The 26,267-nt window shown below is 35.3% G+C and carries 37 protein-coding genes and 1 tRNA gene; 9 read left to right on the forward strand and 29 right to left on the reverse strand.

Annotated features, from left to right (window positions below):
• Positions 1-4: 4 nt before the first annotated feature.
• From rpsH to rpsJ, 16 genes are all read right to left on the reverse strand, one after another.
• The gene (gene rpsH / locus RBG61_RS05760; RefSeq protein WP_307946635.1) at positions 5-403 is read right to left on the reverse strand and encodes a 30S ribosomal protein S8; all 399 of its coding nucleotides are present in this window, start codon (positions 401-403) and stop codon (positions 5-7) included.
• Between the two features lie 24 nt (positions 404-427).
• Positions 428-613 carry a type Z 30S ribosomal protein S14 gene (locus tag RBG61_RS05765; RefSeq protein WP_307946638.1) on the reverse strand — a complete coding sequence of 62 codons (186 nt, stop codon included), beginning with the start codon at positions 611-613 and terminating at the stop codon, positions 428-430.
• A gap of 15 nt (positions 614-628) precedes the next feature.
• A complete protein-coding gene (gene rplE / locus RBG61_RS05770) occupies positions 629-1,168 on the reverse strand; it encodes a 50S ribosomal protein L5 (protein WP_307946640.1) in 540 nt (179 codons plus the stop codon).
• A gap of 14 nt (positions 1,169-1,182) precedes the next feature.
• Positions 1,183-1,527, reverse strand: coding sequence for a 50S ribosomal protein L24 (gene rplX, locus RBG61_RS05775; RefSeq protein ID WP_307946643.1), 345 nt, complete (start codon positions 1,525-1,527; stop codon positions 1,183-1,185).
• Between the two features lie 13 nt (positions 1,528-1,540).
• Positions 1,541-1,909: a 50S ribosomal protein L14 gene (gene rplN, locus RBG61_RS05780; RefSeq protein ID WP_307946645.1), complete on the reverse strand. Its 369-nt coding sequence runs from the start codon at positions 1,907-1,909 to the stop codon at positions 1,541-1,543.
• A gap of 33 nt (positions 1,910-1,942) precedes the next feature.
• Positions 1,943-2,200 (reverse strand): 30S ribosomal protein S17, encoded by a 258-nt coding sequence (gene rpsQ / locus RBG61_RS05785; RefSeq protein ID WP_307946646.1) that lies wholly within the window; start codon positions 2,198-2,200, stop codon positions 1,943-1,945.
• A gap of 19 nt (positions 2,201-2,219) precedes the next feature.
• A complete protein-coding gene (gene rpmC, locus RBG61_RS05790; RefSeq protein WP_307946648.1) occupies positions 2,220-2,420 on the reverse strand; it encodes a 50S ribosomal protein L29 in 201 nt (66 codons plus the stop codon).
• Positions 2,420-2,863: a 50S ribosomal protein L16 gene (rplP, locus tag RBG61_RS05795; protein ID WP_307946649.1), complete on the reverse strand. Its 444-nt coding sequence runs from the start codon at positions 2,861-2,863 to the stop codon at positions 2,420-2,422. Before rplP ends, rpmC begins: the two co-directional genes overlap by 1 nt.
• Positions 2,863-3,597 carry a 30S ribosomal protein S3 gene (gene rpsC, locus RBG61_RS05800; RefSeq protein ID WP_307946653.1) on the reverse strand — a complete coding sequence of 245 codons (735 nt, stop codon included), beginning with the start codon at positions 3,595-3,597 and terminating at the stop codon, positions 2,863-2,865. Before rpsC ends, rplP begins: the two co-directional genes overlap by 1 nt.
• A 20-nt stretch (positions 3,598-3,617) precedes the next feature.
• Positions 3,618-3,953 carry a 50S ribosomal protein L22 gene (gene rplV / locus RBG61_RS05805; RefSeq protein WP_307946655.1) on the reverse strand — a complete coding sequence of 112 codons (336 nt, stop codon included), beginning with the start codon at positions 3,951-3,953 and terminating at the stop codon, positions 3,618-3,620.
• Between the two features lie 19 nt (positions 3,954-3,972).
• Positions 3,973-4,254, reverse strand: a complete 282-nt coding sequence (rpsS, locus tag RBG61_RS05810; RefSeq protein WP_307946656.1) for a 30S ribosomal protein S19 — start codon at positions 4,252-4,254, stop codon at positions 3,973-3,975.
• 24 nt (positions 4,255-4,278) lie between these two features.
• Positions 4,279-5,112 (reverse strand): 50S ribosomal protein L2, encoded by an 834-nt coding sequence (gene rplB / locus RBG61_RS05815; protein ID WP_307946658.1) that lies wholly within the window; start codon positions 5,110-5,112, stop codon positions 4,279-4,281.
• Positions 5,113-5,223: 111 nt separating this feature from the next.
• Positions 5,224-5,520, reverse strand: a complete 297-nt coding sequence (gene rplW, locus RBG61_RS05820) for a 50S ribosomal protein L23 (protein WP_307946659.1) — start codon at positions 5,518-5,520, stop codon at positions 5,224-5,226.
• Positions 5,520-6,143: a 50S ribosomal protein L4 gene (gene rplD / locus RBG61_RS05825; protein WP_307946661.1), complete on the reverse strand. Its 624-nt coding sequence runs from the start codon at positions 6,141-6,143 to the stop codon at positions 5,520-5,522. The genes rplW and rplD overlap by 1 nt, the downstream gene beginning before the upstream one ends.
• Positions 6,144-6,159: 16 nt before the next feature.
• Entirely contained in the window at positions 6,160-6,795 is a 636-nt protein-coding gene (gene rplC, locus RBG61_RS05830; RefSeq protein WP_307946663.1) for a 50S ribosomal protein L3, read from the reverse strand.
• A gap of 72 nt (positions 6,796-6,867) precedes the next feature.
• Positions 6,868-7,179, reverse strand: coding sequence for a 30S ribosomal protein S10 (rpsJ, locus tag RBG61_RS05835; RefSeq protein WP_307946664.1), 312 nt, complete (start codon positions 7,177-7,179; stop codon positions 6,868-6,870).
• A gap of 1,300 nt (positions 7,180-8,479) precedes the next feature.
• Between rpsJ and RBG61_RS05840 the strand changes: the two genes are divergently transcribed.
• Positions 8,480-8,899: a hypothetical protein gene (locus RBG61_RS05840; protein ID WP_307946666.1), complete on the forward strand. Its 420-nt coding sequence runs from the start codon at positions 8,480-8,482 to the stop codon at positions 8,897-8,899.
• An 83-nt stretch (positions 8,900-8,982) separates the two neighbouring features.
• Here RBG61_RS05840 and RBG61_RS05845 read toward each other — a convergent pair whose 3' ends face one another.
• The 6 genes from RBG61_RS05845 to RBG61_RS05870 form a co-directional block, all read right to left on the reverse strand.
• Positions 8,983-10,143: an EAL and HDOD domain-containing protein gene (locus tag RBG61_RS05845; protein ID WP_307946668.1), complete on the reverse strand. Its 1,161-nt coding sequence runs from the start codon at positions 10,141-10,143 to the stop codon at positions 8,983-8,985.
• A gap of 246 nt (positions 10,144-10,389) precedes the next feature.
• The gene (locus tag RBG61_RS05850) at positions 10,390-12,366 is read right to left on the reverse strand and encodes a DUF2207 domain-containing protein (protein ID WP_307946670.1); all 1,977 of its coding nucleotides are present in this window, start codon (positions 12,364-12,366) and stop codon (positions 10,390-10,392) included.
• 68 nt (positions 12,367-12,434) lie between these two features.
• Entirely contained in the window at positions 12,435-12,989 is a 555-nt protein-coding gene (locus RBG61_RS05855) for a LemA family protein (protein ID WP_307946672.1), read from the reverse strand.
• 277 nt (positions 12,990-13,266) lie between these two features.
• Positions 13,267-13,734, reverse strand: a complete 468-nt coding sequence (tnpA, locus tag RBG61_RS05860; RefSeq protein ID WP_307942351.1) for an IS200/IS605 family transposase — start codon at positions 13,732-13,734, stop codon at positions 13,267-13,269.
• A 175-nt stretch (positions 13,735-13,909) separates the two neighbouring features.
• Positions 13,910-14,278, reverse strand: coding sequence for a metal-dependent transcriptional regulator (locus tag RBG61_RS05865; protein ID WP_307946675.1), 369 nt, complete (start codon positions 14,276-14,278; stop codon positions 13,910-13,912).
• Positions 14,279-14,312: 34 nt separating this feature from the next.
• A complete protein-coding gene (locus RBG61_RS05870; RefSeq protein WP_307946676.1) occupies positions 14,313-14,861 on the reverse strand; it encodes a hypothetical protein in 549 nt (182 codons plus the stop codon).
• A 333-nt stretch (positions 14,862-15,194) separates the two neighbouring features.
• Between RBG61_RS05870 and RBG61_RS05875 the strand changes: the two genes are divergently transcribed.
• The 3 genes from RBG61_RS05875 (at position 15,195) to RBG61_RS05885 (ending at position 17,234) form a co-directional block, all read left to right on the forward strand.
• On the forward strand, positions 15,195-15,335 hold the full coding sequence (locus RBG61_RS05875) for a hypothetical protein (protein WP_307946678.1): 141 nt from the start codon (positions 15,195-15,197) through the stop codon (positions 15,333-15,335).
• A 233-nt stretch (positions 15,336-15,568) separates the two neighbouring features.
• Positions 15,569-16,975, forward strand: coding sequence for an MATE family efflux transporter (locus RBG61_RS05880; RefSeq protein WP_307946680.1), 1,407 nt, complete (start codon positions 15,569-15,571; stop codon positions 16,973-16,975).
• Positions 16,976-16,994: 19 nt separating this feature from the next.
• Positions 16,995-17,234 carry a hypothetical protein gene (locus tag RBG61_RS05885; protein ID WP_307946682.1) on the forward strand — a complete coding sequence of 80 codons (240 nt, stop codon included), beginning with the start codon at positions 16,995-16,997 and terminating at the stop codon, positions 17,232-17,234.
• Between the two features lie 55 nt (positions 17,235-17,289).
• On the opposite strand, the gene RBG61_RS05890 is transcribed toward RBG61_RS05885, so the two are convergent.
• The 3 genes from RBG61_RS05890 to RBG61_RS05900 all read right to left on the reverse strand — a co-directional run bounded on the left by RBG61_RS05890 (position 17,290) and on the right by RBG61_RS05900 (position 20,632).
• Positions 17,290-18,330 (reverse strand): hypothetical protein, encoded by a 1,041-nt coding sequence (locus tag RBG61_RS05890; RefSeq protein ID WP_307946684.1) that lies wholly within the window; start codon positions 18,328-18,330, stop codon positions 17,290-17,292.
• Positions 18,331-18,395: 65 nt separating this feature from the next.
• Positions 18,396-19,055 carry a hypothetical protein gene (locus RBG61_RS05895; protein WP_307946686.1) on the reverse strand — a complete coding sequence of 220 codons (660 nt, stop codon included), beginning with the start codon at positions 19,053-19,055 and terminating at the stop codon, positions 18,396-18,398.
• A 665-nt stretch (positions 19,056-19,720) separates the two neighbouring features.
• Complete coding sequence (locus RBG61_RS05900; protein ID WP_307946688.1) at positions 19,721-20,632, reverse strand: M14 family metallopeptidase; 912 nt, start codon at positions 20,630-20,632, stop codon at positions 19,721-19,723.
• A 153-nt stretch (positions 20,633-20,785) separates the two neighbouring features.
• Between RBG61_RS05900 and RBG61_RS05905 the strand changes: the two genes are divergently transcribed.
• The 3 genes from RBG61_RS05905 to RBG61_RS05915 all read left to right on the forward strand — a co-directional run bounded on the left by RBG61_RS05905 (position 20,786) and on the right by RBG61_RS05915 (position 22,729).
• On the forward strand, positions 20,786-21,316 hold the full coding sequence (locus tag RBG61_RS05905) for an NUDIX domain-containing protein (protein ID WP_307946690.1): 531 nt from the start codon (positions 20,786-20,788) through the stop codon (positions 21,314-21,316).
• A 25-nt stretch (positions 21,317-21,341) separates the two neighbouring features.
• Complete coding sequence (locus RBG61_RS05910; RefSeq protein WP_307946691.1) at positions 21,342-22,310, forward strand: Abi family protein; 969 nt, start codon at positions 21,342-21,344, stop codon at positions 22,308-22,310.
• A gap of 119 nt (positions 22,311-22,429) precedes the next feature.
• Entirely contained in the window at positions 22,430-22,729 is a 300-nt protein-coding gene (locus RBG61_RS05915; protein WP_307946693.1) for a cyclic-phosphate processing receiver domain-containing protein, read from the forward strand.
• Between the two features lie 39 nt (positions 22,730-22,768).
• On the opposite strand, the gene RBG61_RS05920 is transcribed toward RBG61_RS05915, so the two are convergent.
• Entirely contained in the window at positions 22,769-23,176 is a 408-nt protein-coding gene (locus RBG61_RS05920; protein WP_307946696.1) for a NusG domain II-containing protein, read from the reverse strand.
• Positions 23,177-23,436: 260 nt separating this feature from the next.
• Here RBG61_RS05920 and RBG61_RS05925 point away from each other — a divergent pair.
• Positions 23,437-23,513, forward strand: a tRNA-Arg gene (locus RBG61_RS05925).
• Here the strand turns inward: RBG61_RS05925 and RBG61_RS14015 are convergent.
• Positions 23,469-24,116: a GNAT family N-acetyltransferase gene (locus RBG61_RS14015; protein WP_373889739.1), complete on the reverse strand. Its 648-nt coding sequence runs from the start codon at positions 24,114-24,116 to the stop codon at positions 23,469-23,471. The genes RBG61_RS05925 and RBG61_RS14015 overlap by 45 nt on opposite strands.
• A 198-nt stretch (positions 24,117-24,314) precedes the next feature.
• The gene (locus RBG61_RS05930) at positions 24,315-24,662 is read right to left on the reverse strand and encodes a TIGR04076 family protein (protein ID WP_307946699.1); all 348 of its coding nucleotides are present in this window, start codon (positions 24,660-24,662) and stop codon (positions 24,315-24,317) included.
• 220 nt (positions 24,663-24,882) lie between these two features.
• Between RBG61_RS05930 and RBG61_RS05935 the strand changes: the two genes are divergently transcribed.
• Positions 24,883-25,506, forward strand: coding sequence for a hypothetical protein (locus tag RBG61_RS05935; RefSeq protein ID WP_307946702.1), 624 nt, complete (start codon positions 24,883-24,885; stop codon positions 25,504-25,506).
• Between the two features lie 48 nt (positions 25,507-25,554).
• Here RBG61_RS05935 and RBG61_RS05940 read toward each other — a convergent pair whose 3' ends face one another.
• A complete protein-coding gene (locus tag RBG61_RS05940) occupies positions 25,555-26,265 on the reverse strand; it encodes an HAAS signaling domain-containing protein (protein ID WP_307946705.1) in 711 nt (236 codons plus the stop codon).
• Positions 26,266-26,267 lie beyond the last annotated feature (2 nt).

Raw genomic sequence — 26,267 nt, forward strand, 5'->3', positions numbered from 1 at the left:
CTCCTTACCAAATAAATGCAAGAACTTCGCCGCCAACATTGTCTTTTCTTGCTTGTCTATCGGTCATAATACCTTTAGATGTTGAAACAATAGCAATACCAAGGCCTTTCATAACCTTTGGCATATCTTCGCAGCTTGTGTAGATACGCAAGCCTGGTTTAGAAACTCTGCGTAGTCCACTGATAATTGGTGTTTTATTTTCGCCGTATTTCAATGTCACACGGATAATTCCTTGCTTTCCATCGTCTATAACTTGGAAGCTTTTCACATAGCCTTCATCTACTAGGATTTGAGCTATTGATTTTTTCATATTGGATGCAGGGATATCTACCGTATCATGTTTTGCTGTATTCGCATTTCTAATACGAGTCAGCAAGTCTGCAATACTATCGGTAATTTGCATGCCGTCAACCTCCTTTGCTTCGTGCTACCAGCTTGCCTTTCTCACGCCTGGAATTTGGCCTTTATAAGCCAATTCTCTAAAACAAATACGGCAAATTCCGTATTTTCTTAAATAAGCGTGAGGTCTTCCGCAAATTTTGCACCTGTTATAGGCACGGGTGGAAAACTTAGGCGTTCTTTGTTGTTTTACAACCATTGATCTCTTTGCCATAACTTATTCCTCCCTCTATTTCGCGAATGGAGCTCCCATAAGAGTTAGTAACTCTCGAGCTTCCTCGTCTGTTTTTGCTGTAGTAATGAATGTAATATCCATACCACGGATTTTATCGACTTTATCAAAATCGATTTCTGGGAAAATCAATTGCTCTTTAAGACCCATAGAATAGTTTCCACGTCCGTCAAAAGAGTTAGCATTGATTCCTCTGAAGTCACGAACACGAGGTAGAGCTACGTTAAATAGTCTATCTAGGAATTCGTACATCATATCTGCACGAAGAGTTACTTTCGCACCGATGTTCATACCTTCACGAAGTTTGAAGTTCGCTACTGATTTTCTTGCTTTACAAATTATTGGTTTTTGACCAGTAATTTTAGCTAAGTCAGAAACGATTGCGTCCATCATTTTTGAGTTACTGCCTGCTTCACCGCTAGCAACATTCACGACGATCTTATCAAGCTTCGGAATTTGCATGACACTTTCATAGCCAAATTTGCTCATTAGAGCAGGAGCCACTTCTTTTGAATAGTAGTCCTTTAATCTTGCCATACTAGGTTTCCTCCTTACTTAATTTCTCCGCCGCATTTCTTGCAAACGCGAACTTTTTTACCATCTTCAACTTTAACGCCAGTTCTAACTGGTGCTTTACATTTAGAACAGTAAACTTGAACTTTACAAGCGTAAACTGGTGCTTCTGCTTTCACAATACCGCCAGGTTCGCCCATTCTTCTAGGTTTTACGTGTTTAGTTACAAGGTTGATACCTTCGATAATTACTTTGCCTTCTTTAGGGCTAACTTCTAAAACTTTACCAGTTTTACGAGTGCCTTTTGCGTCAGCATATTTATCGTTGTATTTACCAGTCATTAAACAAACTGTATCGCCTTTTTTAATATGCAAATTATTCATTTAATAGCCCCCCTTATAGTACTTCTGGAGCAAGGGATACGATCTTCATGAAATCTCTATCACGAAGCTCTCTTGCAACTGGGCCAAAAATACGGGTGCCCTTTGGGTTTTTATCTTCTCTTACAATTACCGCTGCATTCTCATCAAAACGGATATATGAACCGTCATCACGGCGTAATCCTTTTGCGGAACGAACGATTACTGCTTTTACTACGTCGCCTTTTTTTACTGCGCCGCCTGGTGCTGCTTTTTTCACAGAAGCTACCACAACGTCACCTATGTTAGCGTACCTTCTTCTGGAACCGCCTAACACGCGAATACACATTAACTCTTTGGCACCGCTGTTATCGGCTACCTTAAGGTAAGTTTGCATCTGTATCACAGTGCGTTCCTCCTTTCGGCTATCGGATCTAAATTATTTAGCCTTTTCAATAATTTCAACTACACGCCAGCGTTTGTCTTTAGACAATGGTCTTGTTTCCATAATCTCAACGCGGTCGCCTATACCACATTCGTTGTTTTCATCGTGGGCTTTAAGCTTAACTGTGCGTTTAATAATTTTTTTGTATAGTGGATGTTTTACGTTGTCAGCAATAGATACAACTACAGTTTTATCCATTTTGTTGCTTACAACAGTACCTACTCTAGTTTTTCTGAGGTTTCTTTCGCTCATAGCTTAAATCCTCCTTCCATTATTGCTCACTGTTTAATTCGTTTGCACGAATTACGGTTTTAATGCGAGCAATATCTTTCTTTACTGCTTTAATTCGCATTGGGTTTTCCAATTGATTAACAGCTAGTTGGAAGCGAAGATTAAAAAGCTCTGATTTAAGTTCAGCCAACTTATTATTTAACTCAACAAGTGACATGTCACGAATTTCGTTTGCTTTCATTATTGCTCACCACCTGTCTTTTCTTCGGCAACAGTTGCTGCCTTAGTTACGAATTTACATTTGATAGGAAGTTTGTGCATTGCAAGACGCATAGCCTCACGAGCAACCTCTTCTGAAACGCCTGCAATTTCGAACATAACTCTACCCGGTTTTACAACCGCTACCCAATACTCTGGAGAACCTTTACCTTTACCCATTCGAGTTTCAGCAGGTTTTTCAGTGATTGGTTTATCAGGGAATATTTTAATCCATACTTGACCGCCACGTTTGATGTAACGAGTCATAGCGATACGAGCCGCCTCGATTTGGTTGGAAGTAATCCATGCTGGCTCGAGAGCTTGTAGACCATATTCACCATGGCTTACAGTATTACCGCGTGTTGCTTTACCGGTCATACGACCTCTTTGTTGACGACGGTATTTCACTCTTTTTGGTAATAGCATTATTTACTTCCTCCTTCCATCTTGGAGTTTTCGCGAGGTTTTCTAGCTGGACGTTTGCTTGCAGGTCTTTCTTTTTTCTCAGAAACTGCAGGAGTAGAAACTTGTCCTTTTAGAACCTCACCTTTGTAGATAAATACTTTTACGCCAAGTTTGCCGTAAGTTGTATTTGCTTCAGCAAATCCGTAATCAATATCAGCACGAATTGTATGAAGTGGGATTGTACCTTCGTGGTATACTTCAGCACGAGCGATTTCAGCACCGCCTAAACGGCCAGCAACACGGATTTTAATACCTTTTGCGCCTAAACGCATTGTACGACCGATTGCTTGTTTCATAGCTCTTCTGAAGGAAACTCTTCGCTCAAGTTGAGCACAAACACTCTCTGCAACTAATTGTGCAGACATGTCAGGTTGTTTTACCTCGATGATATTTACAATCACAGGTTTTTTCATCATAGCTTCCAAATTAGCACGAAGCTTTTCAATTTCAGCGCCACCTTTACCAATTACAAGTCCAGGCTTAGCACAATGAACGTTAACTCTAACTCTCACTGCATCACGCTCGATTTCCACACGTGGAACGCCAGCGGCAAATAAGCTCTTTTTGATATATTCACGAACTTTGTAATCTTCAACTAAAGTGTCGCCAAAAGCGTTTTTATTCGCAAACCAGCGGGAATCCCAGTCTTTAATAACGCCCACTCTTAGTCCATGTGGGTTTACTTTTTGTCCCATAGTTTACCTCCTCTTTCAGCTTATTCCATTTCCTTAAGAACCAAAGTAACGTGTGAAGTTCTTTTTAGAACTCTAAACGCACGACCTTGCGCTCTTGGTCTTATTCTCTTTAAAATAGGACCCGGACATACAAAACACTCAGAAACATATAAAGCTTCTTTGTTCATATTGTGGTTATTTTCTGCGTTAGCGATGGCCGATTTCAGAAGTTTTTCGAGGGGCTCGCTTGCAGCCTTTGGTGTGTGCTTCAAGATAGCCATTGCTTTATCAACAGGCTGTTTTCTTATTAAATCAAGTACGATTTGCACTTTTCTAGGTGCAATACGTACATATCTTAGATAAGCTCTTGCTTCCATTTAAAATCCTCCTTCCGGCCTATTTTCCGTTATTTGATGTTTTAGAACCAGCGTGACCTCTATAAGTTCTAGTTGGAGCAAATTCACCTAATTTATGACCTACCATATCCTCAGTAACGTATACTGGAACGTGTTTACGTCCATCGTGTACTGCGAATGTATGGCCTACGAAATCAGGGAAGATTGTGGATGAACGTGACCAAGTTTTTAAAACTTTTTCTTCGCCAGCCGCATTCAATTCACGAACTCTCTTTAATAGAACAGGTTGAACATAAGGTCCTTTTTTAACACTTCTACCCATAATTCATCTGCCTCCTTTCAAGCATTACTTAGCATTTCTGCGTTTAACAATAAATTTATCGGAGCGATGATGCTTTTTACGAGTCTTGTAACCAAGTGTTGGTTTACCCCAAGGAGTAACCGGTCCTGGACGTCCGACAGGTGATTTACCTTCACCACCACCATGAGGGTGATCGCAAGGGTTCATTACAGAACCACGAACAGTTGGTCTCCAACCCATGTGACGTTTTCTACCAGCTTTACCGATAGATACGTTTTCATGGTCGATGTTACCTACTTGACCAACAGTAGCAATACAATTTACTGCAACTTTTCTTAACTCACCTGATGGTAAACGAACAAGAGCGTAATCGCCTTCTTTTGCCATCAATTGTGCCATATTACCAGCAGAACGAACTAATTGTGCGCCTTTACCTGGGTATAGCTCAATGTTGTGAATAATAGTACCAACTGGGATTGCAGATAGTGGAAGTGCGTTACCTGGTTTGATATCAGCATCTTCGCCAGCACGAACAACGTCGCCTACTGCTAAGCCGTTAGGTGCAAGAATATATCTTTTTTCGCCATCTTCATATTGAACTAATGCAATATGAGCGGAACGGTTTGGATCGTATTCTAATGTAAGAACATTAGCGTTCATTCCAACTTTATCTCTTTTAAAATCGATGATACGGTATTTAACTCTGTTTCCGCCACCTCTGTGACGAACAGTGATTCTACCGTAGCTGTTACGACCTGAGTTTTTCTTCTTAGATTCAAGAAGACTTCTTTCAGGTGCAACTTTTGACAATCCAGTGTAATCAGTAACCGTCATTTGACGTCTGGATGGAGTTGTCGGTTTAAATGACTTAATAGCCATTTTATTCACTCTCCTTAATTCGGTTTAGCGAGCCAAAACACAATTTTTTGTGTACCTAATAAACGAAACCGTTTATTGTGCTCTTACATCACCTGGCAAATCCACTCTGGATTATACCATACCCTCGAAGAACTCGATGCTTTTTGAGCTCTCTGTTAATGTAACGATTGCTTTCTTCCAATCAGAAGTATAGCCTTCGCTTCTGCCTTGACGTTTGTAATGACCTTTAACGTTCATTGTATTGACTTTAGCAACTTTAACGCCGAATAGCTCTTCAACAGCTTTTGCGATTTCAAATTTATTAGCATCTTTGTTCACTTTGAAGGTGTATTTTCTAAAGCCTATGTTTTCCATAGATCTTTCGGTGATAATCGGCTTAATGATAATATCTTGAGCAGTTTTTATCATTATGCATACACCTCCTCAATTTTCTTAACGGCATCTACAGCTACAACAAAGTAGTCGTGGTTTAAGATGTCATAAACATTCAAAGTGTTTACTAAAGAAGTTTTAACACCTGAAATATTGTTTGCACTCTTAATTACCTTAGCGTCACCCTCTGGTAAAACGATTAGCGCTTTTTTATCAGCACCTAAAGCATTTAACATATCGATAACAGCTTTGGTTTTGTAAGTTTCAAGTTCAATTTTATCAACTACGATAAAAGTTTTATCTAAAACTTTAGATGATAAAGCAGATTTTAGAGCTAATCTCTTAACTTTTTTGTTGAGGGAGTAGCTATAATCACGAGGTTTTGGACCTAATGCAATACCACCGTGTGTCCATTGTGGAGAACGAATTGAACCTTGTCTTGCGTGACCTGTACCTTTTTGTTTCCAAGGTTTGCGGCCGCCGCCTCTTACTTCAGAACGAGTTAGAGTAGATTGAGTTCCTTGACGTTGATTTGCAAGGAAGTTAACGATTGCAGCATGCATAACTGCTTCGTTTGGCTCAACACCAAATACATCATTAGAAATGTTCATTTGTTTTAACTTTTCACCTGACATATTGTATACGTTTACTCTTGACATTTATGCTTCCTCCTTCCTACGCTTTTTTCACACTGTTGATAATAGTAACTGTACCGCCCTTAGGACCAGGAACAGCACCTCTTAGTGCGATTAAATTGTTTTCAGCATCTACTTTTACAACCTCTAAATTTTGAACTGTAACAGTTTCAGCACCCATATGACCAGGCATTGTTTTGCCTTTGAAGATACGGGAAGGGCTTGAACAAGCACCCATAGAACCAGCGTGTCTATGAACAGGTCCAGTACCGTGAGTTTCTTTTAGTTTTGCATTGTTGAAACGTTTTACTGTACCAGCAAAACCTTTACCCTTACTTGTACCACGAACATCAACGATTTCGCCGATTTCGAAAGTATCCGCTTTGATAATGTCACCTACGTTTAGAACGTTGATATCTTCTAATCTGAACTCTTTTAGAATTCTTTTAGCAGCAACGTCTGCTTTTGCAAAGTGACCTTTTTGTGGCTTGTTCACTTTGTGAGGTTTTAGATCAGAGAAACCAAATTGTAATGCGTTATAACCGTCATTTTCAATTGTTTTCTTTTGAACAACCACACAAGGGCCTGCTTCAATTACTGTTACAGGAATTACTTTACCACTCTCATCGAAAATCTGTGTCATACCGATTTTCTTTCCAATGATTGCTTTTTTCATTGTGTTTCCTCCTATTTAGGTTATTGGTTGGTTTTCACCAACATGACCTCTCACTGATAACATCTTGAAAGATTATAGTTTAATCTCGATGTCAACACCAGCAGGAAGTTCTAGACCTTGAAGTGCTTCAACTGTCTTTGCAGATGGTCTTAGTACATCAATTAGTCTTTTGTGAGTTCTCATTTCAAACTGCTCACGGCTGTCTTTGTATTTGTGTACAGCACGGATGATTGTTACGATTTCTTTATTCGTTGGTAGCGGAATAGGACCAGAAACTCTAGCGCCTGTTCTTTTTGCAGTTTCAACGATTTTTGCTGCTGCAGTATCGATTAATGTAGCATCGTAACTTTTTAGTCTGATTCTGATTTGCTCTTTGACTGCCACTGTGATCGCCTCCTCTTAGTTTTTCATTGGGGACTTGACCGTTCATTCAATAAAGCTTCCTTATATACAATGTAATTGCATTGTTATTGGATACCACACAACGCACCCGTGTGTTTCATGAATATTTACATAAAAACACCGAAAAAACTTGTGAAAAGCTTTTCCGGGATAGGGACGTGTACTCATTCTATCGAATATATTCTTTAGAATTCCTACAAAGCATAACAATAGGCGCAATCACATCTACACCAAAAAAGAAACCCTAAAATGTCTTTTTCTGTAGGGATATTGCAGCTACGCTTTTGTGTTTGAATAAATGTCGCCCGGTTTAAAATCGGACATACTCCACGGAAATAACCCGACGCAGTAAACTGACTTACTCGGCAACCTCCCGCTTCAACGCATATCTTTGGCTCAAAAAGTCATACTTTTCGAGCACGTTGCAGTCTTGCTTAACTATCTTACTATATTTCAACATAAAATGCAATCATTTTTTTAGAAAAATATTAAAATTTTAAAAAATATTTTTGTTTATATTGCACAAAGATAATTTTATGATATTTTGCATAGCTTTTTGTTCTTGTGAAGAATAACCACTTGATAAGCTACAGCTTATCAAGTGGTGGTATAGGATAGTTATTCTTTGAAGTTTTACGTTTATTAATCATATAACAAATAATAACTATAATTATATATTTAATAAAATCCCATATAAACTCTTCAATGGTATTTGATTTAATTAAAATTGGAATTGACAAAGAAACACCTATACATATTATTAACAACACATCAAGATATTTGTTCTTTTCAAAAAGGGAATTTGCAATTACAAATATCAAAGACGTTCCTATACTACACAATAGAGCTACGTAAAAATGAACATATAGACAAAAAAGTACAGTAAATATAATCACAGAAATTATAAAAAAAATTAAAGTTTTATATTTCTTTTTCAATTCGCCAACACCCCTAAATCATTCTAGTAATCAAATTGGATGCTTAAAATGCCCACAATCTCCTGCTTCGTCATATATATTCCAATATACAGAAATCATTAATTCTGACTAATCGGAATTTTTGTAAGTTGATTTTACAGTATATTACTTTGTAGTTATATTATACAGTGTTATATGGCGTTTATCAAGAAATATTTTTCGCCGTTTGATTTCTACTTTTTGCTAAATGGTAAAAGCAATCCCTTGCCCTACATATATATTTCTTCCTAAGTTGCACGAAAACGTGCAACTTTTCTATTTATATGTCCCTTTAGTGAAAGGTTTTTTACGAAAGGATGACAAAAATGAATTACATACTAGAAATCAAAGCGTTTAATGATCTTATTGAGCTTGAACAACTATCCGCTGGTCAAATTGCTTTATGGTATGCACTAATGCATATCAATAATAAATGTGGTTGGAAAGAATGGTTTACTGTTCCCAATCAAAAGCTCATTCTTCTAACCGGATTAACCCGCCAATCCATTGTAAACGCAAGAAAGGTCTTAATTCAAATAAATGCACTTTCCATAAAAACAAATGGGACAAATGCAACATCATATCATCTTATTAGTTTACAACAAACTTACCAAACCAATATGCAAAGTACTTTACAAGAGACTTTACCATTAATAAAACAAAACAATAATAGCAAAAAGAAAAAGAATACCTCTTATGATGTTGAGGAGTTAGATACATTTTGGGATACGGTTCCTAAATTATAATTCTAGTTTGTATTCAACCATCTCCATATATACAAAAAATGCTGCTTAAAAAGCAGCATTTAAAGTATTTATATTATGTACTGTTACGAATAAATAACCGATTCATTATTACAATCTAAATGCAGACGATTTTGAATAACACTTGACAATCCACCGCTTGCACGTTCATATGCTGTTATCATAGAAAGAATATCTGCATATACACAATCACGTCGTTTTAACTTGTTTTTCATATCTTGATTAAAGGGAAGTTCCTCTATAATGCTGCTTGTTGTTTTATCGGTTTGTAATAACATCTCTCCATTATACTCTTTGTTATTAACAGTATTTAAGCCTAACGTCATTTTTTCTACCACATGAGCACGAGTAAACGTTGTTTTTATAATTTCAGATGGTTTATTTTGATTAACGTGTCGCAACAAATTCAACATAATCCACTTTTGTATTTCAGCTAGTCCAACTAACGCTATCACATAACGTGGTGAATCCAATTTCACTTCACTAAAGCAGTGAAAATTTTGTTTCATTCGCAGCAACCGAGCTAATAAATTCGTATCTGTTGAAATAGAGTTTTCAATCTTTTCATAATTGGGAGTTGCGGATTGCAATTCGTCTATAATAGACATGTAGTTTTTATCTTGAAATTGGAGTTGATTTTTTACACACACATCCGGTCTTGCAAAGAAATACCCTTGAAAATAATCATACCCCTCTTCATACGCTTCCTGATATTCTTCTTCCGTTTCAATTTTTTCTGCTAGTAAATGAATAGGATACGCTTGCAGATTTCTGGCAATTTGACAACGCACCAAGCTTGTACATTTTCGAAAATCCACTTTTACAATTGATATGTATTTTAATAAATTATCCGGTATTGGACCACCTATATAATCATCAAGAGCAAATTGATAGCCTTCATTTGATAGCTGAACAATTTTTTGAATCAACTGCTCATCATACACCATATCTTCCAAAAGCTCAATTACAATTTCCTGTGGAGAAAAAGCATAAGCATAATCCTCTATAATAAGATCCTTAGTAAAGTTAATAAATGCTCTTGTTTCATCTGTTAACTGATATAACCCAAAGGTAGTAATCGCATCACTAATAACACGCATAGAAGCAATATTACCATCCATGTTTTTGCGATAGGAGTTTACTAAGCTGTCACGATACAGCAGCTCATATGCACTTATTTTATATTCACGATTTAATATTGGTTGTCTGGCAACAAAAACTTCCATGAACCTTTCTCCTGTCCCATCTAATCTATCGTTATTTATATCAATTAATTTTTGTATAATATACTCCAATCTTTTTATCGGCAGAAAAAATAAAATCATTATCATTATTGAATAAATTTTTCACAATAAAAAAACATACTAAAATTGAAAAAGCACCTATTGTGTACCGACCCCAAAAAGTTAGACCTAAAAATCTAACGATTGGGAGGTCGGTACATTTACAATAGACGCTTTTAAAAATCATTATTACCAGCTTCCGCCGCCTCCGCCGCCTCCGCCGCCGCCAGAGAATCCCCCACCGGAAAATCCGCCGCCAGAAAATCCGCCGCCACCACTACTTGGTGTTGGAGCAGGAGGAATTGAAATATTATTGGAAACTGTATTCATGCTGTGATTAACTGCATGCATAAACATCATTGTGTTAAACGCACGACTATCAAATGTACTACCGGAGTACCATTCCGGTGCAGGCATTGCGATATTTTCAAACTTAGCAGCCCATTTTTCTGAAATACCAAACACATATGCAAACGGTAATATATCGTAAAAATAAGTTGGTGATTCCTTAACAATCATTTCTAATCTGTCACGTTCCGCAACCTCGATAAATTCTCGTAAGCCAAGAATCTCACCATACCACTCATTCATATTTGGTGTTCGTTTTCTCATGATGCAAGCAAATGCAACACAAATACACGAAGCAATTACACCACATATAATCGGAAGAATCGGATTGATATAAAGTCCCGAATAGGCGTGTACGCCAAATGGCCTGCTTATCATTTTTAAAATACTAGTAAAAATATTTAGAACCACAACAATTGCAAAAATGATAAGTGGTATTGCTAAAAATGTACTGCGCTTTTCTTTCGGCTTGCCATACCAAGTAGAAATAATTTGGACAAATACAATAAAGCTAACTAACAGCATTACCGTTGATATCGCAGCTAAAACAAAAGCTCCACTACTGCTGATATTGATAAAATGAGTAATGAATAAACTTGCCGCAAACGGTATGATTGACAATAGAACTGCAACCCATTTTGCTCCAATAGAGCCTTTGGTATATAGACGAGTAGATTCCTTTGCATTAAATTGGATATACACTTGCGATTTTGCTAAAGCCAGTGTTTGATAGAACACACCCTCTAATGCCTTCGTTTCTACAACATTTCCCAAACGAAACAATCGATCAAATATAGTATGTTCATATGTTCTTGTGCCTTCAGGAAGCGGTTTTAACTTTTTCAACTCTATCTTTCCAGTTTTCAATTCTGTAATATGAATATATCCCTTTTGAGCCCAATAGAACAACAAGGAAATCATGTCTCGTGTTTCGACTACTCCGTCAATGATATAGCCTGCTTCAGTAGGTCGCATCCAATCAGGTGCTTTAACAGTAATCGGCTTAATCAATTTAGGATCCCGTCCAAATAAAAACCATAACAGCAAAACTAACAATGGAGAACCTATAATCAACACCCACATGAATACAGTAATACCTGTATCCGTTTTTTGTGATGTAAAATAGCCTTGTGGCAAATCAATTTTTAAAGTAACACCATTATTAACAGGAAGTGGTTTTACAAGTTCACCTGTTATGGTTGTGTTATTGACACTCCATTTTACATAGCTTTGATCTTGAGCCCCGAAACCGCCTGCGTAAAAGGCAACCTTTTTCTCATCAAATTTTTTTGGCATTGTTATTGTAAACTTTGCATTCTCTATACTGGTCGCCCATTGAGTAGGTAATATGTTAAAATACACTTCATCAAATGCAGAAGACCGATCATCATGTGGACGATAAGTATATGCAATTTCATATGACTTATCTCCGCTTACCATTCGTTCTGCATTTCCAATCTTTACAACAACATTTCCGTTTTCATATGATATTGCTCTATCGTCACCCTTTACACTTTCAATGTTAATCTGTGCTCTTTGAGGATACCATATTGCTTTTCCGTTTTCAGGCCGAATAAGAGAGCTTTTATAAGGAATATAACGATAAATTCCATGACGTGGCATTTTATAATCAACATTGATTTGCTCTTTTACATGATATTGATTGTTCTCGTCAATTGTAACGGAAACATCATAGCTTTTTGTATCATAATATTCTCCACCCTGCATTGGCTCTTCTGCATAACAGGGAGTTGTAAATATACCGCAAAGGATTCCCAATAATCCAATGAATAAAACAATCTTTTTCGCTGTTTTCATCGCTGTCCCTCACTTCATATTAATATCCGAAAGAGTAGACAGTAATGTCTACCCTCGGTTTTTTATTATTAGAACTGAACTTTAACGTTTTCCCTTTGCGTTGTATCTGTAATTTCATAAAGAGGTTTTCTCTTAAAGCCAAACATATTTGCTATAATATTGCTTGGAAACATTTCCGTTTTCGTATTGTATTGTGCAACAATTGCATTGTAAAAACGGCGAGAACGCTCAATCTCTGTTTCAATTTCATTTAATTTATTTTGTAAGGATAAAAAGTTTGCGTTTGCTTTTAAATCAGGGTATGCTTCAGATAATGCAAACAAACTTTTTAATGTACCTTGCAGCACATTTTCATTTTCAATTTGTTGCTCCATTGTTGTAGAATTTGCAGCCATATTTCTAGCTGCAATTACTTTTTCAAGTGTTTCAGATTCATGCTTTGCATAGCCTTTTACCGTTTCAACAAAATTTGGAATCAAATCATATCTTTTTTTCAAAAAGACGTCCATTGCTCCAAAGCTTTCTTCTACCTTGTTTTTCAATTTAACAAAGGAATTGTATCCCCCAATAAACCAAAATACCAATATCAAAACGATTGCACCGCCAATAAGCCAACCTATCATAACACGATCTCCTTTATGTTTGATTCATGAAAACATTAACTATATATATTACAATAATTGTAACGTATAGAATTTGTTTCGTCAAGAATTATTATTACCTCAATTTACAACAGTAATTACCCCAAGACCGCAATATAAATCAAAACCACTAGTGAACTAGTGGTTTGCTCAGACCCTAGAAGGGTCAACTCGTGCTGACCCCTCAAAGGGGTGCTGAAAGTTTGTCATCGCATCACAATTACAGGCAGCCACTATAAGTGGCTGTTTGTTTTTTGCCCTATTTCACTTGATTACCCGTAAACGGGTCCGTATATTCTTTAAATGAAATTTGGTCTTTTGCATAATCTTCTTCTAATTGGTTTCGAATGTACTCTGCTATTTTCTTTTCATTTTTTCCTACTGTATCTACAAAATAACCTCTACACCAAAAATTTCGTGATCCATATTTATATTTTAAATTTGCATGCCTATCGAATATCATCAGTGCACTCTTACTCTTGAGTGTTCCTACAAACTGTGATATACTCATATACGGTGGAATACTTACTAACATGTGTATGTGATCTACACATGCCTCCGCTTCTATTATTTCCACTTTCATTTCTGTGCATAATTTTCGAAATATTTCACCTACATCTCTTCGCAAATCTTTATAAATTATTTTTCTTCTATATTTTGGTGCAAACACTATATGGTATTCGCACCTATAACTTGAATGTGCTGTCTGTTTTACTTCATTTTTCATTGCTTAATTCCTCCTTGTTATCTTTGTGATACGGTCGCCAAACCGTCACTATTTTAACATGGAGGTTTTATTTTTGCCAAGGCTTTTTTACCTACCCCTGGTAGAACCAGGGGTTTTATTAAGCCTAAAGGCAACAGCGAAAAGAAGCCAACTTTGAAAAAGGTTGGCTTCTTCGTTATTGATTTTGCATATACATTTTCATTTTTTCAAACGTTTCTTGACTAATTACATGCTCAATTCTACAAGCGTCTTTATCTGCAAGCTCTTTTTCTAACCCTAAAGTATGTACTAAGTAACTTGTAATAATATTGTGACGCTCATATATTTCATTCGCCTTTGCCAAGCCTTTTTCCGTCAATAAAATCTGCCCCGAAGGCTCCATTGTAATATACTCTTCTTTTTTTAGAATGCTCATCGCACGGCTGATGCTTGGCTTTGTATAATCTAACTCGTTTGCAATATCAATGGAGCGTACAAAACCACTTTCTTTGTGCAATTTTAAAATTGTTTCTAAGTAATTTTCGCCTGACTCTTGGATACGCATTTTCAAGTCTCCTTCTTATTATTGTTACTACCGTTTAACTGGCTTCGCTATGCGCTTGAACATAATCTCGCAGCATTCCTTTATATACTAATTCTTTATCTTCCAATTCTAAAAAATAATAGGGATGATAAACATGTGGATTATAGTTTAATTTTCGTATACCGCATTCTTCAAAAACAACCGCTACAAATTCAGAACAAAAAAATTGTTTATTCCTTACTAACGGGATTTTGAACTTTGATAAAACAGTACCCAACAAATTATATTTAAAAGTATCTTTTTCGTTCGCACAAGCCTCTAAATAAACCTTTGTACGTTCATATGTCTCCTCATCTACAGGAAAACGATACAACTCTATATACGTATCCGTAAACTTTTCATAAAAGCCTTTATCTTTATCCTCAACAACAAATCCTCCATAAAATGCATTCCACATTTTAAGGCGTCCAAAGCTATACATTTTATGCAAACCGTCATCCAATGAAATCGAGCTGTGATTCAATGGATTTTTTGTAAAAAATTTTATGAGCTTTGCCGGAACAGAACTGCTGCTGGACAAAATCAAATAGATATATTTTTGCATATTGCCTCCTGGTGATTTTGATTCATCAATTGCCTGGCTTAACATATTAACAGGGTAAATTAAGGGTAACTTTTCTTGTGATAGCTTTTTATTTCACGCATATACTAGTATTCTACCAACATAAATACTGTTATATCATAAACGGCAGAAATAATATTATGAACCCATGCGTTATATTAACAATGAAACGTAACGCAACAACGATATCATACAAGTTTTCCTTTGATTATCGTTGTTTAGAATGATTATACCACAAATACTAAATTTGTTTCAAGCAACACATTTTCTTTCGTTTATCATAAAATGAGTTAATTACTTGAAAGGAGAATTCACATGACAACCGATATGGAACCTTTGCTTGAACAACAAAATAATTTATCAAAAACCTTACAAGAAGAATGGTTTTCTGTTGACGGTGATTTAGACGATTTTATTTTTTATGGGCAAAGTGCCGTTGCTGAAAGTGAACGATAGCCCATTTTAATTGATTACATCTCCATATTACATCATAGAAAAACACGAAAACTTGAAAGGCGAACGATCCTGTTCGCCTTTTGTATTGGAGCCACAAAAAGAATACCTCCAACGCCTAGTTTCTACTATAACATATAATGGTATTGGAAACAAGCCTTGTTGAATTCATCCATATAGAATGGTATAATAACCTAATAAAGATAAATATATAAAAACAATACGAGGGGACTATCATGAAAATGTTGTTAAAAAAGCTGTTTTCCGTTGAGTGCATGGTCGCTTTGAAAGATCGGAAAGGTGATTTGCCGAGTTCAAAAGAGATTTACAGCTCATTTATGAAAATGGCATGGCCCAGTGCGTTGGAATCTGTTTTGGTTGGATTAGTTGGTACAATTGATACAATCATGGTTGGCGGAATTGGGGCACAAGCAATTGCTGCGGTTGGTATTACCAATCAACCAAAATTCATCTTACTGGCAATGATATTCTCCCTGAATGTCGGCGTAACCGCAATTGTGGCAAGACGGAAAGGTGAAAATGATTATCATGGCGCAAATAGCTGCTTAAAGCAATGCTTGATTATCAGTCTTGTGTTATCCTTTATTATGGCTATACTGGGGTTTGTTTTTGCAAAGCCAATTCTATTATTTGCAGGCGCAAAATCAGATTACATAGGTTACGCAATTGCTTTTTTCCGCATTTTAATGATTAGTATTGTATTTACTTCAATTAGTTTAACAATCAATGCAGCACAACGTGGTGCCGGAAATACCAAAATATCATTACGCACCAATTTATGCGCAAACACTGTAAACTTAATTTTAAACTTTTTTTTGATTAACGGGATCTGGTTCTTTCCAAAGCTCGGTGTACAAGGAGCTGCAATTGCAACAGTAATCGGCAGTATGGTTGGATGCACCTTGTCCATTCGTTCCCTTTTTTATCGAGCAGAATTCTTAGAGATGAAATCTAAGACCAGTTGGAAATTTGATAAAAAAACAATCAAAGGAATTATCAGCATAAGTGGCAGCGCTATGGTGGAACAGGTATTTATGCGAATTGGATTCTTTACTTATGCAAAAATTGTTGCTGGTTTAGGTATGATTGCTTTCGCCACACATCAAATTTGTATGAATATCATCAATATATCGTTCTCATTTGGAGATGGATTGGCGGTATCCGCCTCTTCCCTAGTAGGACAAAGTCTTGGTGCAAAACGTCCTGATTTAGCACGAATATACGGAAAAACAGGTCAGAGAATTTCGTTTGGAATTTCCACAGTTCTTTTCTTAATCTTTGTTTTTGCACGAAAGTTTTTAGTCGGACTTTTTTCCTCAGATCCGCAAATTATCGCATTAGGCGCAATTATTATGATTATTATTGCCTTTACCACTCATATTCAAACTTCACAAGTGGTGGTTTCAGGTTGCTTACGGGGCGCAGGCGATACCAAATTTGTTGCACTCACTTCATTTATCAGTGTTGCCGTCATACGTCCTTTATTATCTTGGGTTCTTTGCTTTCCATGTGGTTGGGGGCTAATTGGAGCATGGATTGGGCTTTTTATTGACCAAGCAATGCGATTGTTATTAAATTTCGCTCGATTTAACAGCGGCAAATGGACCAAAATCAAAGTTTAAAGGAAAGGATACTACCATAATGAAAAAGACGTTTTATATAGCAATCGGAGTTGCTTTTGGCTGTCTTACCAAGCTTTTATTGGATTCCTTTTTACCGAATGTAAGCGGCATATCCTACATTGCACTTATTATCTTATCTTTAGCATTAATCATCGTACTATTATCCCTAATCTTTAAGCTAACGGATTACTATAAAAAGAAAAAAGATAGCATAACACAAATGAAAACATCCGTCTACTCTCAAGATAAGACGAAATAGGCACAAGCTAAAATCGAGACTGGGTTTTCAGCCTCGATTTTTTGTTTTCAATTCACTAAGAATTCAATTCAATACTGTCAATCAACCATTTCCCATTTTGGTTTACAAAATAAATATCAAAACAAGTTCTTGCTTGGACTCCTTCATACCAAACCCATGTAATAGCACTGATTTTTTCTTCCTCTTTCGAATAGAACCCGTCTATTTTGGGCTTACCTACTGAAAGAAGCTTTTTATCTTTAAACATTTTCTTATATTCATTATAGAATTCTATGCCTCTTTCTGTAAAATACCGAAAGTCATACTCACCCAAATCAGATATTTTTATTTGTCCAAATATATTAACAACGGTTTGCATTGCTTTGTATTCACAGTCTTTTATTTCCAACTCGGATGGAATATCCTTTTGGTCAATGATATTGTTGGTCTCCGTCGTCTTTGGTGCTAGGATGGCTTCTTTAACTGACAGCAACTTTTTATACACCTTTACCATCCAATCAAAATTATCGCCGTCTTGTTCTAATGTATCAATATAGTTTTCTATGGATAAATTTGATACCTTTTCTGTCATGTTATAAACAATCGCCTTATCATCTTCATATATGATACAATCCTTTAATTCCGACGGACGATACTCTTTTTGGTTAATTAAGATAAATGCTTTATCGGATATTTCTTCTTTTTTAAATCCTTGCAAAATCATAATTGGAATAGGAGTTATAGCAATATCACCTTTTTTGGAAACACTCGCATAAAGATAATTATAATCACCTCGTAAATCATTAAACTTACCAAGTTTTCCTGCTGTTCCACCATTCATACACCATAATAATTTGATTTCATCATCTACTGTTTTATTTTTTTTAATTACTAAACTATCTTGTTCTTCTGTAGTACCTTGCGAACTATATTTTAGAGATAGCTCATCCATTGTGCATCCTAACAAATAGTTGTCTTTAATTGATTTTTGACTGCTTACCGATGCACTGCTAGATTCTTTATTGCTCATATTTTGCCTTTCATTGTTATTCGGAGCACAAGAAACAAGCAAAGCAGAAATTAGAACGAATACCAAAAAACATTTTAACCTATTCATACCAAATCCTCCTTATAACATTTTTTACTTTACTAACGGGCGAACACTCAGGTTCGCCCCTACGATTATTGCTTTATCGGTTTTACAATTGGTTTCTTTTCCGCTACCAACTTTTCATACACTTCAACCAAATTGATACCATCACATTCTATTGTTTCTATATATTCTTTTGCAATCATTCCGTTTGCAAATTCTGTAAAGTTATAAACAAGCAATTCATCATCCTCATATAAAATATAGCTCTTTAAATCTTTCGGTTGATATTCCTTATCATCAATTGAAATATAGGTATTATCTTTTAGTTCTGCTTTCTTAAATGCTTGCAATACCATGATAGAGGTATAACCTATATCAAGATCAGATGGAATTGGAATATTAAGAGTCGAAAAGCTACCTTTTAAGTGTTTTGAATGAAGTGGATTATCTCCACCACTCCCTAGAAACAATGTTTTTATAGCCTCGTCAACTGTGCGTATCTTTTTTCGTTGCAAGCAATCTACCTCTTGTTGGGTGCCAGACAACGTATACTCATATAGTCCATTAAATCCATATCCATATACAAATTCCTTTTTCACCGTCTTACTACTTTCAGCCACTTGATTGCTTACCGATGCACTGCTAGATTCTTTATTGCTCATATATTGCCTTTCATTGTTATTCGGAGCACAAGAAACAAGCAAAGTAGAAACTAAAACGAATACCAAAAAACATTTTAACCTATTCATACCAAATCCTCCTTATAACATTTTTTACTTTACTAACGGGCGAACACTCAGGTTCGCCCCTACGAGAAGAATCATTAAATTTCTAGTTACATCTCTTTTCTAACCATATTATATATATCTGTATAAAATGTCAATGATTAACTGGAAACAAAAAGAAACAGAATGGTTACATCATTACATAAATCCTTATATTAACGAATTTGCTCCGCCACTATCAGCTATTTTACCTTTAAAATCAAGCAACAATTTTTACTTATTTTTCCAAAATTATTATGATAAAATAAGTATAATCGTAACTAGGGGGAATCATCTTTGAAATTATCAAGAAAATGGAATCGAGTATCCTATTTATTTTTTTATATAGGCCTTTTCCTTTTGTTTATAGCTTTAATCGCTTTAGCACATTCTCCTCATTTGTTTTACCTTAAAATCTCGCTTTGTTCGTTTTCCATGCTGCTAGCACTCAGCGGCATTATACTAAGATTTATAAAATTAAGATGTCCCCATTGTAAAAAGGGGCTGGCAAAATTACAATGGAATCCCAAACAACCAGAAGCTTGTCCGATCTGTCATAAAGAAATAGAATATGATCATTAACCAAAAACACACCCTATTATAAACAAAGGTGCATAGCGTCTTGCTATGCACCTTTTCTTACTTTTCTATCACAACACAGACATGATTACCATACTTTCTAATAGTCGCTCATAAATATCTTCCAAATCTGTAATCGGCAATGGGTTTTCGCCTTTTCCAATTTCAATCGTAAAACCCGGACGGTCAAATCGTTCAATAAAATAATCCTTAAATCCACCATGAGAATATAATCCATCATTCTTTACCAAAGTATACCCGCTCACATGAGACAACAGTTTTGCCATATAATAACCTTTTGCAGGAGGATTTTCACCATACTCATAAAATATTTCTTCGCCTTGAGAATGAAATGCATATGCAGTACTAATATTATGTCGTAAACACAAACGTACCATTGCCATGGTTTCGGGTTCACTGTGAGGATATTGCCCCCCGTATTGACGTGGTGACGGACCGGTAATTCCACTTTGAATTTCAATCTCTCTTAATTGACGAAACCCTGCATCGTAATTATGATTTAAATCGACTCCCCTTACATTCGCTTGCCAGCTTCGTTGTGAGCTCAATTGTATTTGCGTTACAAACGGCGCATATTTTCCTGCGGACTCCGCCCCCTCCAAAGCGATACATACACCATCTGGATTGACCATTGGTACAAATAATAATCCTTTTTGCGAAAGCGATTGATTCAATGAAGTTCCACATATTTTAGACTTTTCTCGAACTGCCAAGCATACCCGCTCTAAATAACGTACAAGAAGTGTAGTAGTTAGCCATTCTTGTGCATGAAACGCTCCCGCCATAAGTGTAACTTGTTTCATGTTTCCAATACTAAGTGCGAAAATTTGCCGACCTAAAACGGATTGTCCAATTGAAAACAGCTGTACAAAAGGAAATTCGTTTTTCAATTCCATCAATTTATCAACATAATGCTTATAAGTTGGTGGAGAAGTATAGAAATCTGCGTGTATCTTATGCATATCATAAAGCCTCCATCTTCTGTTGAGGATATTAATTTATATTGATGTTCTATTGGTTTTATGTGATAATAAAGTATATGTAACTATTTTCAGCTTAAAATAATTAAGTTACCAACAAAACTTCAAGGTTTCACAAAAAGGATGGTAAAAAACATGAAGCTATATGAAAGAACGATTGATACTGAACGCATTTATGAGGGAAAAATCCTCAATCTTAGAAAAGACACTGTTTTATTGGAAAACGGAAGCCAAGCAACCAGAGAAGTAATTGAACATAATGGCGCAGTTTGTATTGTTGCAGTTGATAAAGATGATAAAATCTATTTTGTAAAGCAATTCCGTCATCCATTTCAAAGAGTTATGCTCGAAGTTCCTGCGGGGAAAATTGATAAGGGCGAAAGCCCTATTGATGCTGCACACAGAGAACTAGAAGAAGAAATCGGTATGAAAGCAACAGAGATCATACCAATGGGTGAATTCTATCCATCTGTCGCATATTTAACCGAGGTTATTTATATGTATATTGCCAAAGGTTTAATTCCCTCACAACAACATTTAGACGATGATGAATTTCTAAAAATTGAAAAAATGACGTTAGGACAAGCATGTGATTTAATCTATACCAATGAAATAAAAGATGGGAAAACAATTGCAGCTATTTTAAAAGCAAGTCAGCTTTTATAAAATTCAACGAGAAGGGGGACTCTTTATGAGTAACGACTATAGTCCTAAACTAATAGAAGAGTTAATTGCCCACTTAAAAGAAACCAAGGGCATTGAAGTTACCAGCGAACATACCCGCCAAATGATAAACTACGGCTATTATCATGCATATAAAGGCTATCGTTTCTTTAAAAAACCTAAGAGCTATATTCCTTACACAAAATTCGAAGAGCTCATTGCAGTTATTGATTACGATAATGCGTTAAAGGCTGCATTTTATCCGGTTTTAATGTTTCTTGAAACAGCATTAAAAAATATTGTTGTCGCTAATATTGTTGAAGGAATTCCTTCTGCTGATATGAAAGAAGTTTATCGTCATCGTATGAATGATGAACCAGGCAACGAAGGTCTTGCTCGCCAACGAGCTCATTTGCAAGAAAAAGTACAAATGACCATTACCAAACGGTATTCTCAAAACAACTCTATTATCGCCCATTTCCACGAACGAGGTGATCAAATTCCGGTTTGGGCTGTATTTGAAGTACTTTCACTCGGTGACTTTGCAACCTTTTGTTCTTGTTTAAATCAATATTCACGCACAACTATACTAAGAGAACTGAGTATGGTGTATAATCAAGATATAGAGTCACAGCTACTAACCAATATCTTATATGCATTGAAAGACTTACGAAATGCAATTGCACACAACAATGTCATTTTTGATACCCGTTTTAAAGAACGAGAAGAAAATGAAAATATCGGAAAATGGCTTACAGTAGTAACCAAAATTGAAAACATTGATTTTGATTCCATTTTTGATTACTTTATCTTAATCTGTGTCATTCTGCACCGAATTGAATATAATGATGAAAAAATTGAAAAATATATTAACGATATTGAAGCCAGTGTGAATGTTTTATTTAAACAAGTGCCTCAAAATATCTATGTAAAACTTACCACAACGCAGTATGTCACCAAAATGAATGCTTTAAAAGAGTATATCAAAAACGCATAATGAATTCCCCCAATCGTAGTTTTGTTCTCTATGATTGGGGGAATTGTGTTATCTGCTTTACAGCCTTACGTATAAGCAGTATAATAATTCTATTGGAATATCGAGTTTTGAGGTGCTTTATGAAACTTTTTTTAGATGATAGAAGAGATGCTCCCGATAAAAGCTTTTGTGTTGTTCGCAATTATGAGGATTGCATCAACTTATTAAAGCTAATATCCTTTGAATTTGTATCTTTAGATTTTGATTTAGGCGACTATTATAACGGACTTCATGTATTAGAATGGATGGTTGAAAACAACAAAATACCCGACCGATTGAATATTCATTCCAGCCACAGCATGGGAATATTAAAAATGTGCCGCTATATTGATGCTTTTTTTCCACAAGGCTATCATTATACAACAAATATGTTACCATAAAAAGAAAACACCAAGTCTATTCAAACCCTGATTTTACGATTAGTGCTTTTGTTTTTCCCATTCTTGCTTTGACATCAACTCTACCCGAACCACGGTTTTATTCGGCATGCAAACTGCCATATCCATGTCTTTTTTTAAGTAGCCTGCTTTTTCACAAATCTTATCCGGACAAGTAACATTATGAAAACAGATTGCATGATTTTTTATTTGCAATTGAACAGGAACATGATACTTTGGCTTTAAATCGATTACTCCATCTTCTTGCAACGTTAAGTTAATATACTCCACATTTGCGCCGTCTATGGAAACTCGGGCAACAGCATATTGCATTGGGGAATCTTTCTCTTTTTGCAGTTCAAACGCTAAGAATAAAACGCCTGCAATCAATAAAACTACAACGATGAAAACTATTGTAACAAATTTCTGCTTATCTTTTATTTGAAACATAATGACTCCTAAACTTTTTCTTAATTGTATTATACCATTTAGATAAAATATTGAAACAATAATTTATGAATAATTGTATTTTATCTATGTTCTAGCTGTCTCCTTTATTCATCAAAAAAATATTGTCAATACAAGAAAAGCAAAAAAAATACAGCAAGATTTTATTTTACCAAAATTTACTTTCTTAAAACGGTTGACAAGCCTATCTCAATATGTTATTATACTATAGCACGTTAGAACAAATTGTTTCTTGTGCATATGCGCTCGTAGCTCAGTTGGATAGAGTGTTTGGCTACGAACCAAAAGGTCGGGGGTTCGAATCCCTTCGGGCGTACCAAATAAAGAGATAAAGCTTCTGCTTTATCTCTTTATTTTTTATTAATTCATCTCTTTTTTTCTTTTCTAACTCACAACACAAATGAGGTTGAAAATCATATGCCTTTCTTATTTCATAATAGCTTGCTCGTTGTCCTTCTGCGTATTGTTCAAAATATTTATCCTCATAAGATACAAACCTCAAATTTGATTTAGGCTGTTCTGACCCATTATAAATCAAATCATGCTCTCCATACCACTTTTTATATCCTAACTTTTTATAAAGTAAAGTAGCATCATCTTTGTCTACCCTAAATCTTGTATTTATAAAACCGAGATTTATTTCGGCTGTATACTTCATTATTTCATTATACAACAGAGTTCCAATTCCCTTTCTCCTTGAACTTGGAACTACATATGTATCTACATCTGCCTTATTTTTATCCTTACCCCATATTCTAAAGCTACTAAATCCTATAATACCTGTTTCATTATCAGCATATACAATTATTTTACTATCTTTATGAGTAATATAATTAATAATATCTTCATCTCTAATAATAATTCCTTGTTTAATAATTTTAAATAATTGCTCTTTGTCTTCAATACTAAACTCTTTTATCATTTTCTTCTCCTTATTCAATAAATTATAAATAAACTTTATCTTTGATATGCTTCATTGTACAATTGTTCATTTATTCTATCACATTGCTTTTAAGGAGAATAAATAACCATTAAATAAAACTATGCATTAAATCAAGCAACACACCAAATAAAATTATTCATAATAAATATCTAAAAGAAAACACACTATTAACCAAAACTAATCGAAAAACTTTCCCTTATAAAAATTCTCATTACCAAGTTTTTTTGCCGTTAGGCTAAATACAACGCACCCATCTGGACATACAATGTCCTTTCTGTATTTTTCGTTGCCACCGATGTTCTCTAAATCTCCACCACTTCTGACTGCCTCCATGATTGGGAACATAACCATCATTACTTTAGAGCAAATACCTTGTCCATCCTTATTTACAGGACAACCGTAGGTGCAAGTATACTTATCTCCCACTTCCTCACCGTTTCGACAATACCGTTCTGTGTGGTCACTGCGAAGAAACCCTGTTACCTCAATTTCAAATTCATATTCTTCATCATACCATTTTTTCATGATTGACCTCCAAATTTTAATTTATCTATAATTGGATGATATAAACAATTTTTGTTTATTTTATATTATACATCATACATACAAAAACGCAAACATAATTATCCATTTAACACACTTAATATTTTGTAGTTTACCACATTGCTTTATAAGGAAAATTGTGGTATTGTAATAGAGGTATTAACACCATGATAACTATAATTTTATAATAGAGGTGTGAGGGATGGCAAAAATACATAACAAACATAATCGGATAATCCTAATTGGAATATGCGCTACCATAAGCATATTGATACTACTATCAACTGGCTGCAACTCTAAAGTAGACGAAAAATGTCAAAAGTCTATTGCTATGGTAATATCCAATATGTTCACTTGCCCGAATTCAGAAGTAATTCAATATTTAGAAGAGCCTATCGTTGGCGTTCCTGACTCTAAGAATTCAGATGTAATAATCGGTGGCACTAACGAAAATTATGAAAAGTATATTGATACTAACTATATTCCTTATATGACGCAAGAAGCATTAACCATATTTCGGCAAAGTTTCAACGATGTTCGATATCATAGTATTGCAAACGAAAGTGGTCATACAATTTCTGTAAAATCAATTCGAGCAGTTCAGCAAAAAGAATCAACCGCCAATTACACCAAAAGCGAAAAAGCCAAGCGAATTATTACCTATGAGTTTTCTGCAATATTATTATGTGGCCCCAAAGATGGTCAACAATCTGAATATCAAATCTCCGGTTCTGCCTATTGTACACCTGAAGGATTCGTTTCCTATTTTCGTATATTAAATGATGGTGGTATCAGAGACTTACTGATTAAAAAAATAAACCAATAGAAAAAGAACGAGATAAAGCTTTGCTTTATCTCGTTCTTTTTCTATTCATTATAGCTTCTGAGAAATATCTATCTTTCTTTGACGAATTGACACGATAAGGGTTATAATCGGCAACCAAAAGCCTGGATATAAAAGTGATTTTACTGCTGACATTATACTGTCAATTCTTAAATTCCCTTTTGTAACATGCATTGTGCTTTCAAGTTCAATATAATAAGATATGCTCCACCTAATCAAATCACCTACAAAAAATAGTATTGCTGCCACAGACATTATTGCAATCAATCCATAATGCTTTTTGGTACCACAATTTTTCCATTTTAATAAAAAGTATTCCATCAAACAACCAATAGAGAAAGGGAGGGTAACCCAAAAAGGTACTCTATGATTTACTTGGGCAACAAATGCGCTCGTTTCATTCTTTGTCATTGATCCAATTGTATATGGAGTCTGAATGAGATAAGAAACAACAGAAAGTACAAAACAAATTGCAGAAAGAATGGCTAACCCCAAAAACACATATCGCCAAGTACTTCCCTTAGATTCACAATCGGCTAATTCACTATTAAACCCATTTGCAACTTCTTGAGGTGTGCCCATATCTGCAATAATTTCATCTATCGTTTCACCGGCTTCTCTTCGTGCATTGATATCGGCATTTAAATCGTTCATAATTCTTGTTTTCATTTTAAGAGATACTTTAAGGTTCTTTTTTATGTCATTGCTATATTTATTTACTGTTTTGTCTTGCAGTGTCATAC

The sequence above is a fragment of the Paludicola sp. MB14-C6 genome (assembly GCF_030908625.1).
GTDB lineage: Bacteria > Bacillota > Clostridia > Oscillospirales > Ruminococcaceae > Paludihabitans.

What these genes read in the sequence shown, in the direction of transcription:
- rpsH (WP_307946635.1), bottom strand. Translation starts at nt 403, where the DNA reads ATGCAAATTACCGATAGTATTGCAGACTTGCTGACTCGTATTAGAAAT.
- RBG61_RS05765 (WP_307946638.1), bottom strand. Translation starts at nt 613, where the DNA reads ATGGCAAAGAGATCAATGGTTGTAAAACAACAAAGAACGCCTAAGTTT.
- rplE (WP_307946640.1), bottom strand. Translation starts at nt 1,168, where the DNA reads ATGGCAAGATTAAAGGACTACTATTCAAAAGAAGTGGCTCCTGCTCTA.
- rplX (WP_307946643.1), bottom strand. Translation starts at nt 1,527, where the DNA reads ATGAATAATTTGCATATTAAAAAAGGCGATACAGTTTGTTTAATGACT.
- rpsQ (WP_307946646.1), bottom strand. Translation starts at nt 2,200, where the DNA reads ATGAGCGAAAGAAACCTCAGAAAAACTAGAGTAGGTACTGTTGTAAGC.
- rpmC (WP_307946648.1), bottom strand. Translation starts at nt 2,420, where the DNA reads ATGAAAGCAAACGAAATTCGTGACATGTCACTTGTTGAGTTAAATAAT.
- rplP (WP_307946649.1), bottom strand. Translation starts at nt 2,863, where the DNA reads ATGCTATTACCAAAAAGAGTGAAATACCGTCGTCAACAAAGAGGTCGT.
- rpsC (WP_307946653.1), bottom strand. Translation starts at nt 3,597, where the DNA reads ATGGGACAAAAAGTAAACCCACATGGACTAAGAGTGGGCGTTATTAAA.
- rplV (WP_307946655.1), bottom strand. Translation starts at nt 3,953, where the DNA reads ATGGAAGCAAGAGCTTATCTAAGATATGTACGTATTGCACCTAGAAAA.
- rpsS (WP_307946656.1), bottom strand. Translation starts at nt 4,254, where the DNA reads ATGGGTAGAAGTGTTAAAAAAGGACCTTATGTTCAACCTGTTCTATTA.
- rplB (WP_307946658.1), bottom strand. Translation starts at nt 5,112, where the DNA reads ATGGCTATTAAGTCATTTAAACCGACAACTCCATCCAGACGTCAAATG.
- rplW (WP_307946659.1), bottom strand. Translation starts at nt 5,520, where the DNA reads ATGATAAAAACTGCTCAAGATATTATCATTAAGCCGATTATCACCGAA.
- rplD (WP_307946661.1), bottom strand. Translation starts at nt 6,143, where the DNA reads ATGTCAAGAGTAAACGTATACAATATGTCAGGTGAAAAGTTAAAACAA.
- rplC (WP_307946663.1), bottom strand. Translation starts at nt 6,795, where the DNA reads ATGAAAAAAGCAATCATTGGAAAGAAAATCGGTATGACACAGATTTTC.
- RBG61_RS05840 (WP_307946666.1), top strand. Translation starts at nt 8,480, where the DNA reads ATGAATTACATACTAGAAATCAAAGCGTTTAATGATCTTATTGAGCTT.
- RBG61_RS05845 (WP_307946668.1), bottom strand. Translation starts at nt 10,143, where the DNA reads ATGGAAGTTTTTGTTGCCAGACAACCAATATTAAATCGTGAATATAAA.
- RBG61_RS05850 (WP_307946670.1), bottom strand. Translation starts at nt 12,366, where the DNA reads ATGAAAACAGCGAAAAAGATTGTTTTATTCATTGGATTATTGGGAATC.
- RBG61_RS05855 (WP_307946672.1), bottom strand. Translation starts at nt 12,989, where the DNA reads ATGATAGGTTGGCTTATTGGCGGTGCAATCGTTTTGATATTGGTATTT.
- tnpA (WP_307942351.1), bottom strand. Translation starts at nt 13,734, where the DNA reads ATGAAAAATGAAGTAAAACAGACAGCACATTCAAGTTATAGGTGCGAA.
- RBG61_RS05865 (WP_307946675.1), bottom strand. Translation starts at nt 14,278, where the DNA reads ATGCGTATCCAAGAGTCAGGCGAAAATTACTTAGAAACAATTTTAAAA.
- RBG61_RS05870 (WP_307946676.1), bottom strand. Translation starts at nt 14,861, where the DNA reads ATGCAAAAATATATCTATTTGATTTTGTCCAGCAGCAGTTCTGTTCCG.
- RBG61_RS05875 (WP_307946678.1), top strand. Translation starts at nt 15,195, where the DNA reads ATGACAACCGATATGGAACCTTTGCTTGAACAACAAAATAATTTATCA.
- RBG61_RS05880 (WP_307946680.1), top strand. Translation starts at nt 15,569, where the DNA reads ATGAAAATGTTGTTAAAAAAGCTGTTTTCCGTTGAGTGCATGGTCGCT.
- RBG61_RS05885 (WP_307946682.1), top strand. Translation starts at nt 16,995, where the DNA reads ATGAAAAAGACGTTTTATATAGCAATCGGAGTTGCTTTTGGCTGTCTT.
- RBG61_RS05890 (WP_307946684.1), bottom strand. Translation starts at nt 18,330, where the DNA reads ATGAATAGGTTAAAATGTTTTTTGGTATTCGTTCTAATTTCTGCTTTG.
- RBG61_RS05895 (WP_307946686.1), bottom strand. Translation starts at nt 19,055, where the DNA reads ATGAATAGGTTAAAATGTTTTTTGGTATTCGTTTTAGTTTCTACTTTG.
- RBG61_RS05900 (WP_307946688.1), bottom strand. Translation starts at nt 20,632, where the DNA reads ATGCATAAGATACACGCAGATTTCTATACTTCTCCACCAACTTATAAG.
- RBG61_RS05905 (WP_307946690.1), top strand. Translation starts at nt 20,786, where the DNA reads ATGAAGCTATATGAAAGAACGATTGATACTGAACGCATTTATGAGGGA.
- RBG61_RS05910 (WP_307946691.1), top strand. Translation starts at nt 21,342, where the DNA reads ATGAGTAACGACTATAGTCCTAAACTAATAGAAGAGTTAATTGCCCAC.
- RBG61_RS05915 (WP_307946693.1), top strand. Translation starts at nt 22,430, where the DNA reads ATGAAACTTTTTTTAGATGATAGAAGAGATGCTCCCGATAAAAGCTTT.
- RBG61_RS05920 (WP_307946696.1), bottom strand. Translation starts at nt 23,176, where the DNA reads ATGTTTCAAATAAAAGATAAGCAGAAATTTGTTACAATAGTTTTCATC.
- RBG61_RS14015 (WP_373889739.1), bottom strand. Translation starts at nt 24,116, where the DNA reads ATGATAAAAGAGTTTAGTATTGAAGACAAAGAGCAATTATTTAAAATT.
- RBG61_RS05930 (WP_307946699.1), bottom strand. Translation starts at nt 24,662, where the DNA reads ATGAAAAAATGGTATGATGAAGAATATGAATTTGAAATTGAGGTAACA.
- RBG61_RS05935 (WP_307946702.1), top strand. Translation starts at nt 24,883, where the DNA reads ATGGCAAAAATACATAACAAACATAATCGGATAATCCTAATTGGAATA.
- RBG61_RS05940 (WP_307946705.1), bottom strand. Translation starts at nt 26,265, where the DNA reads ATGACACTGCAAGACAAAACAGTAAATAAATATAGCAATGACATAAAA.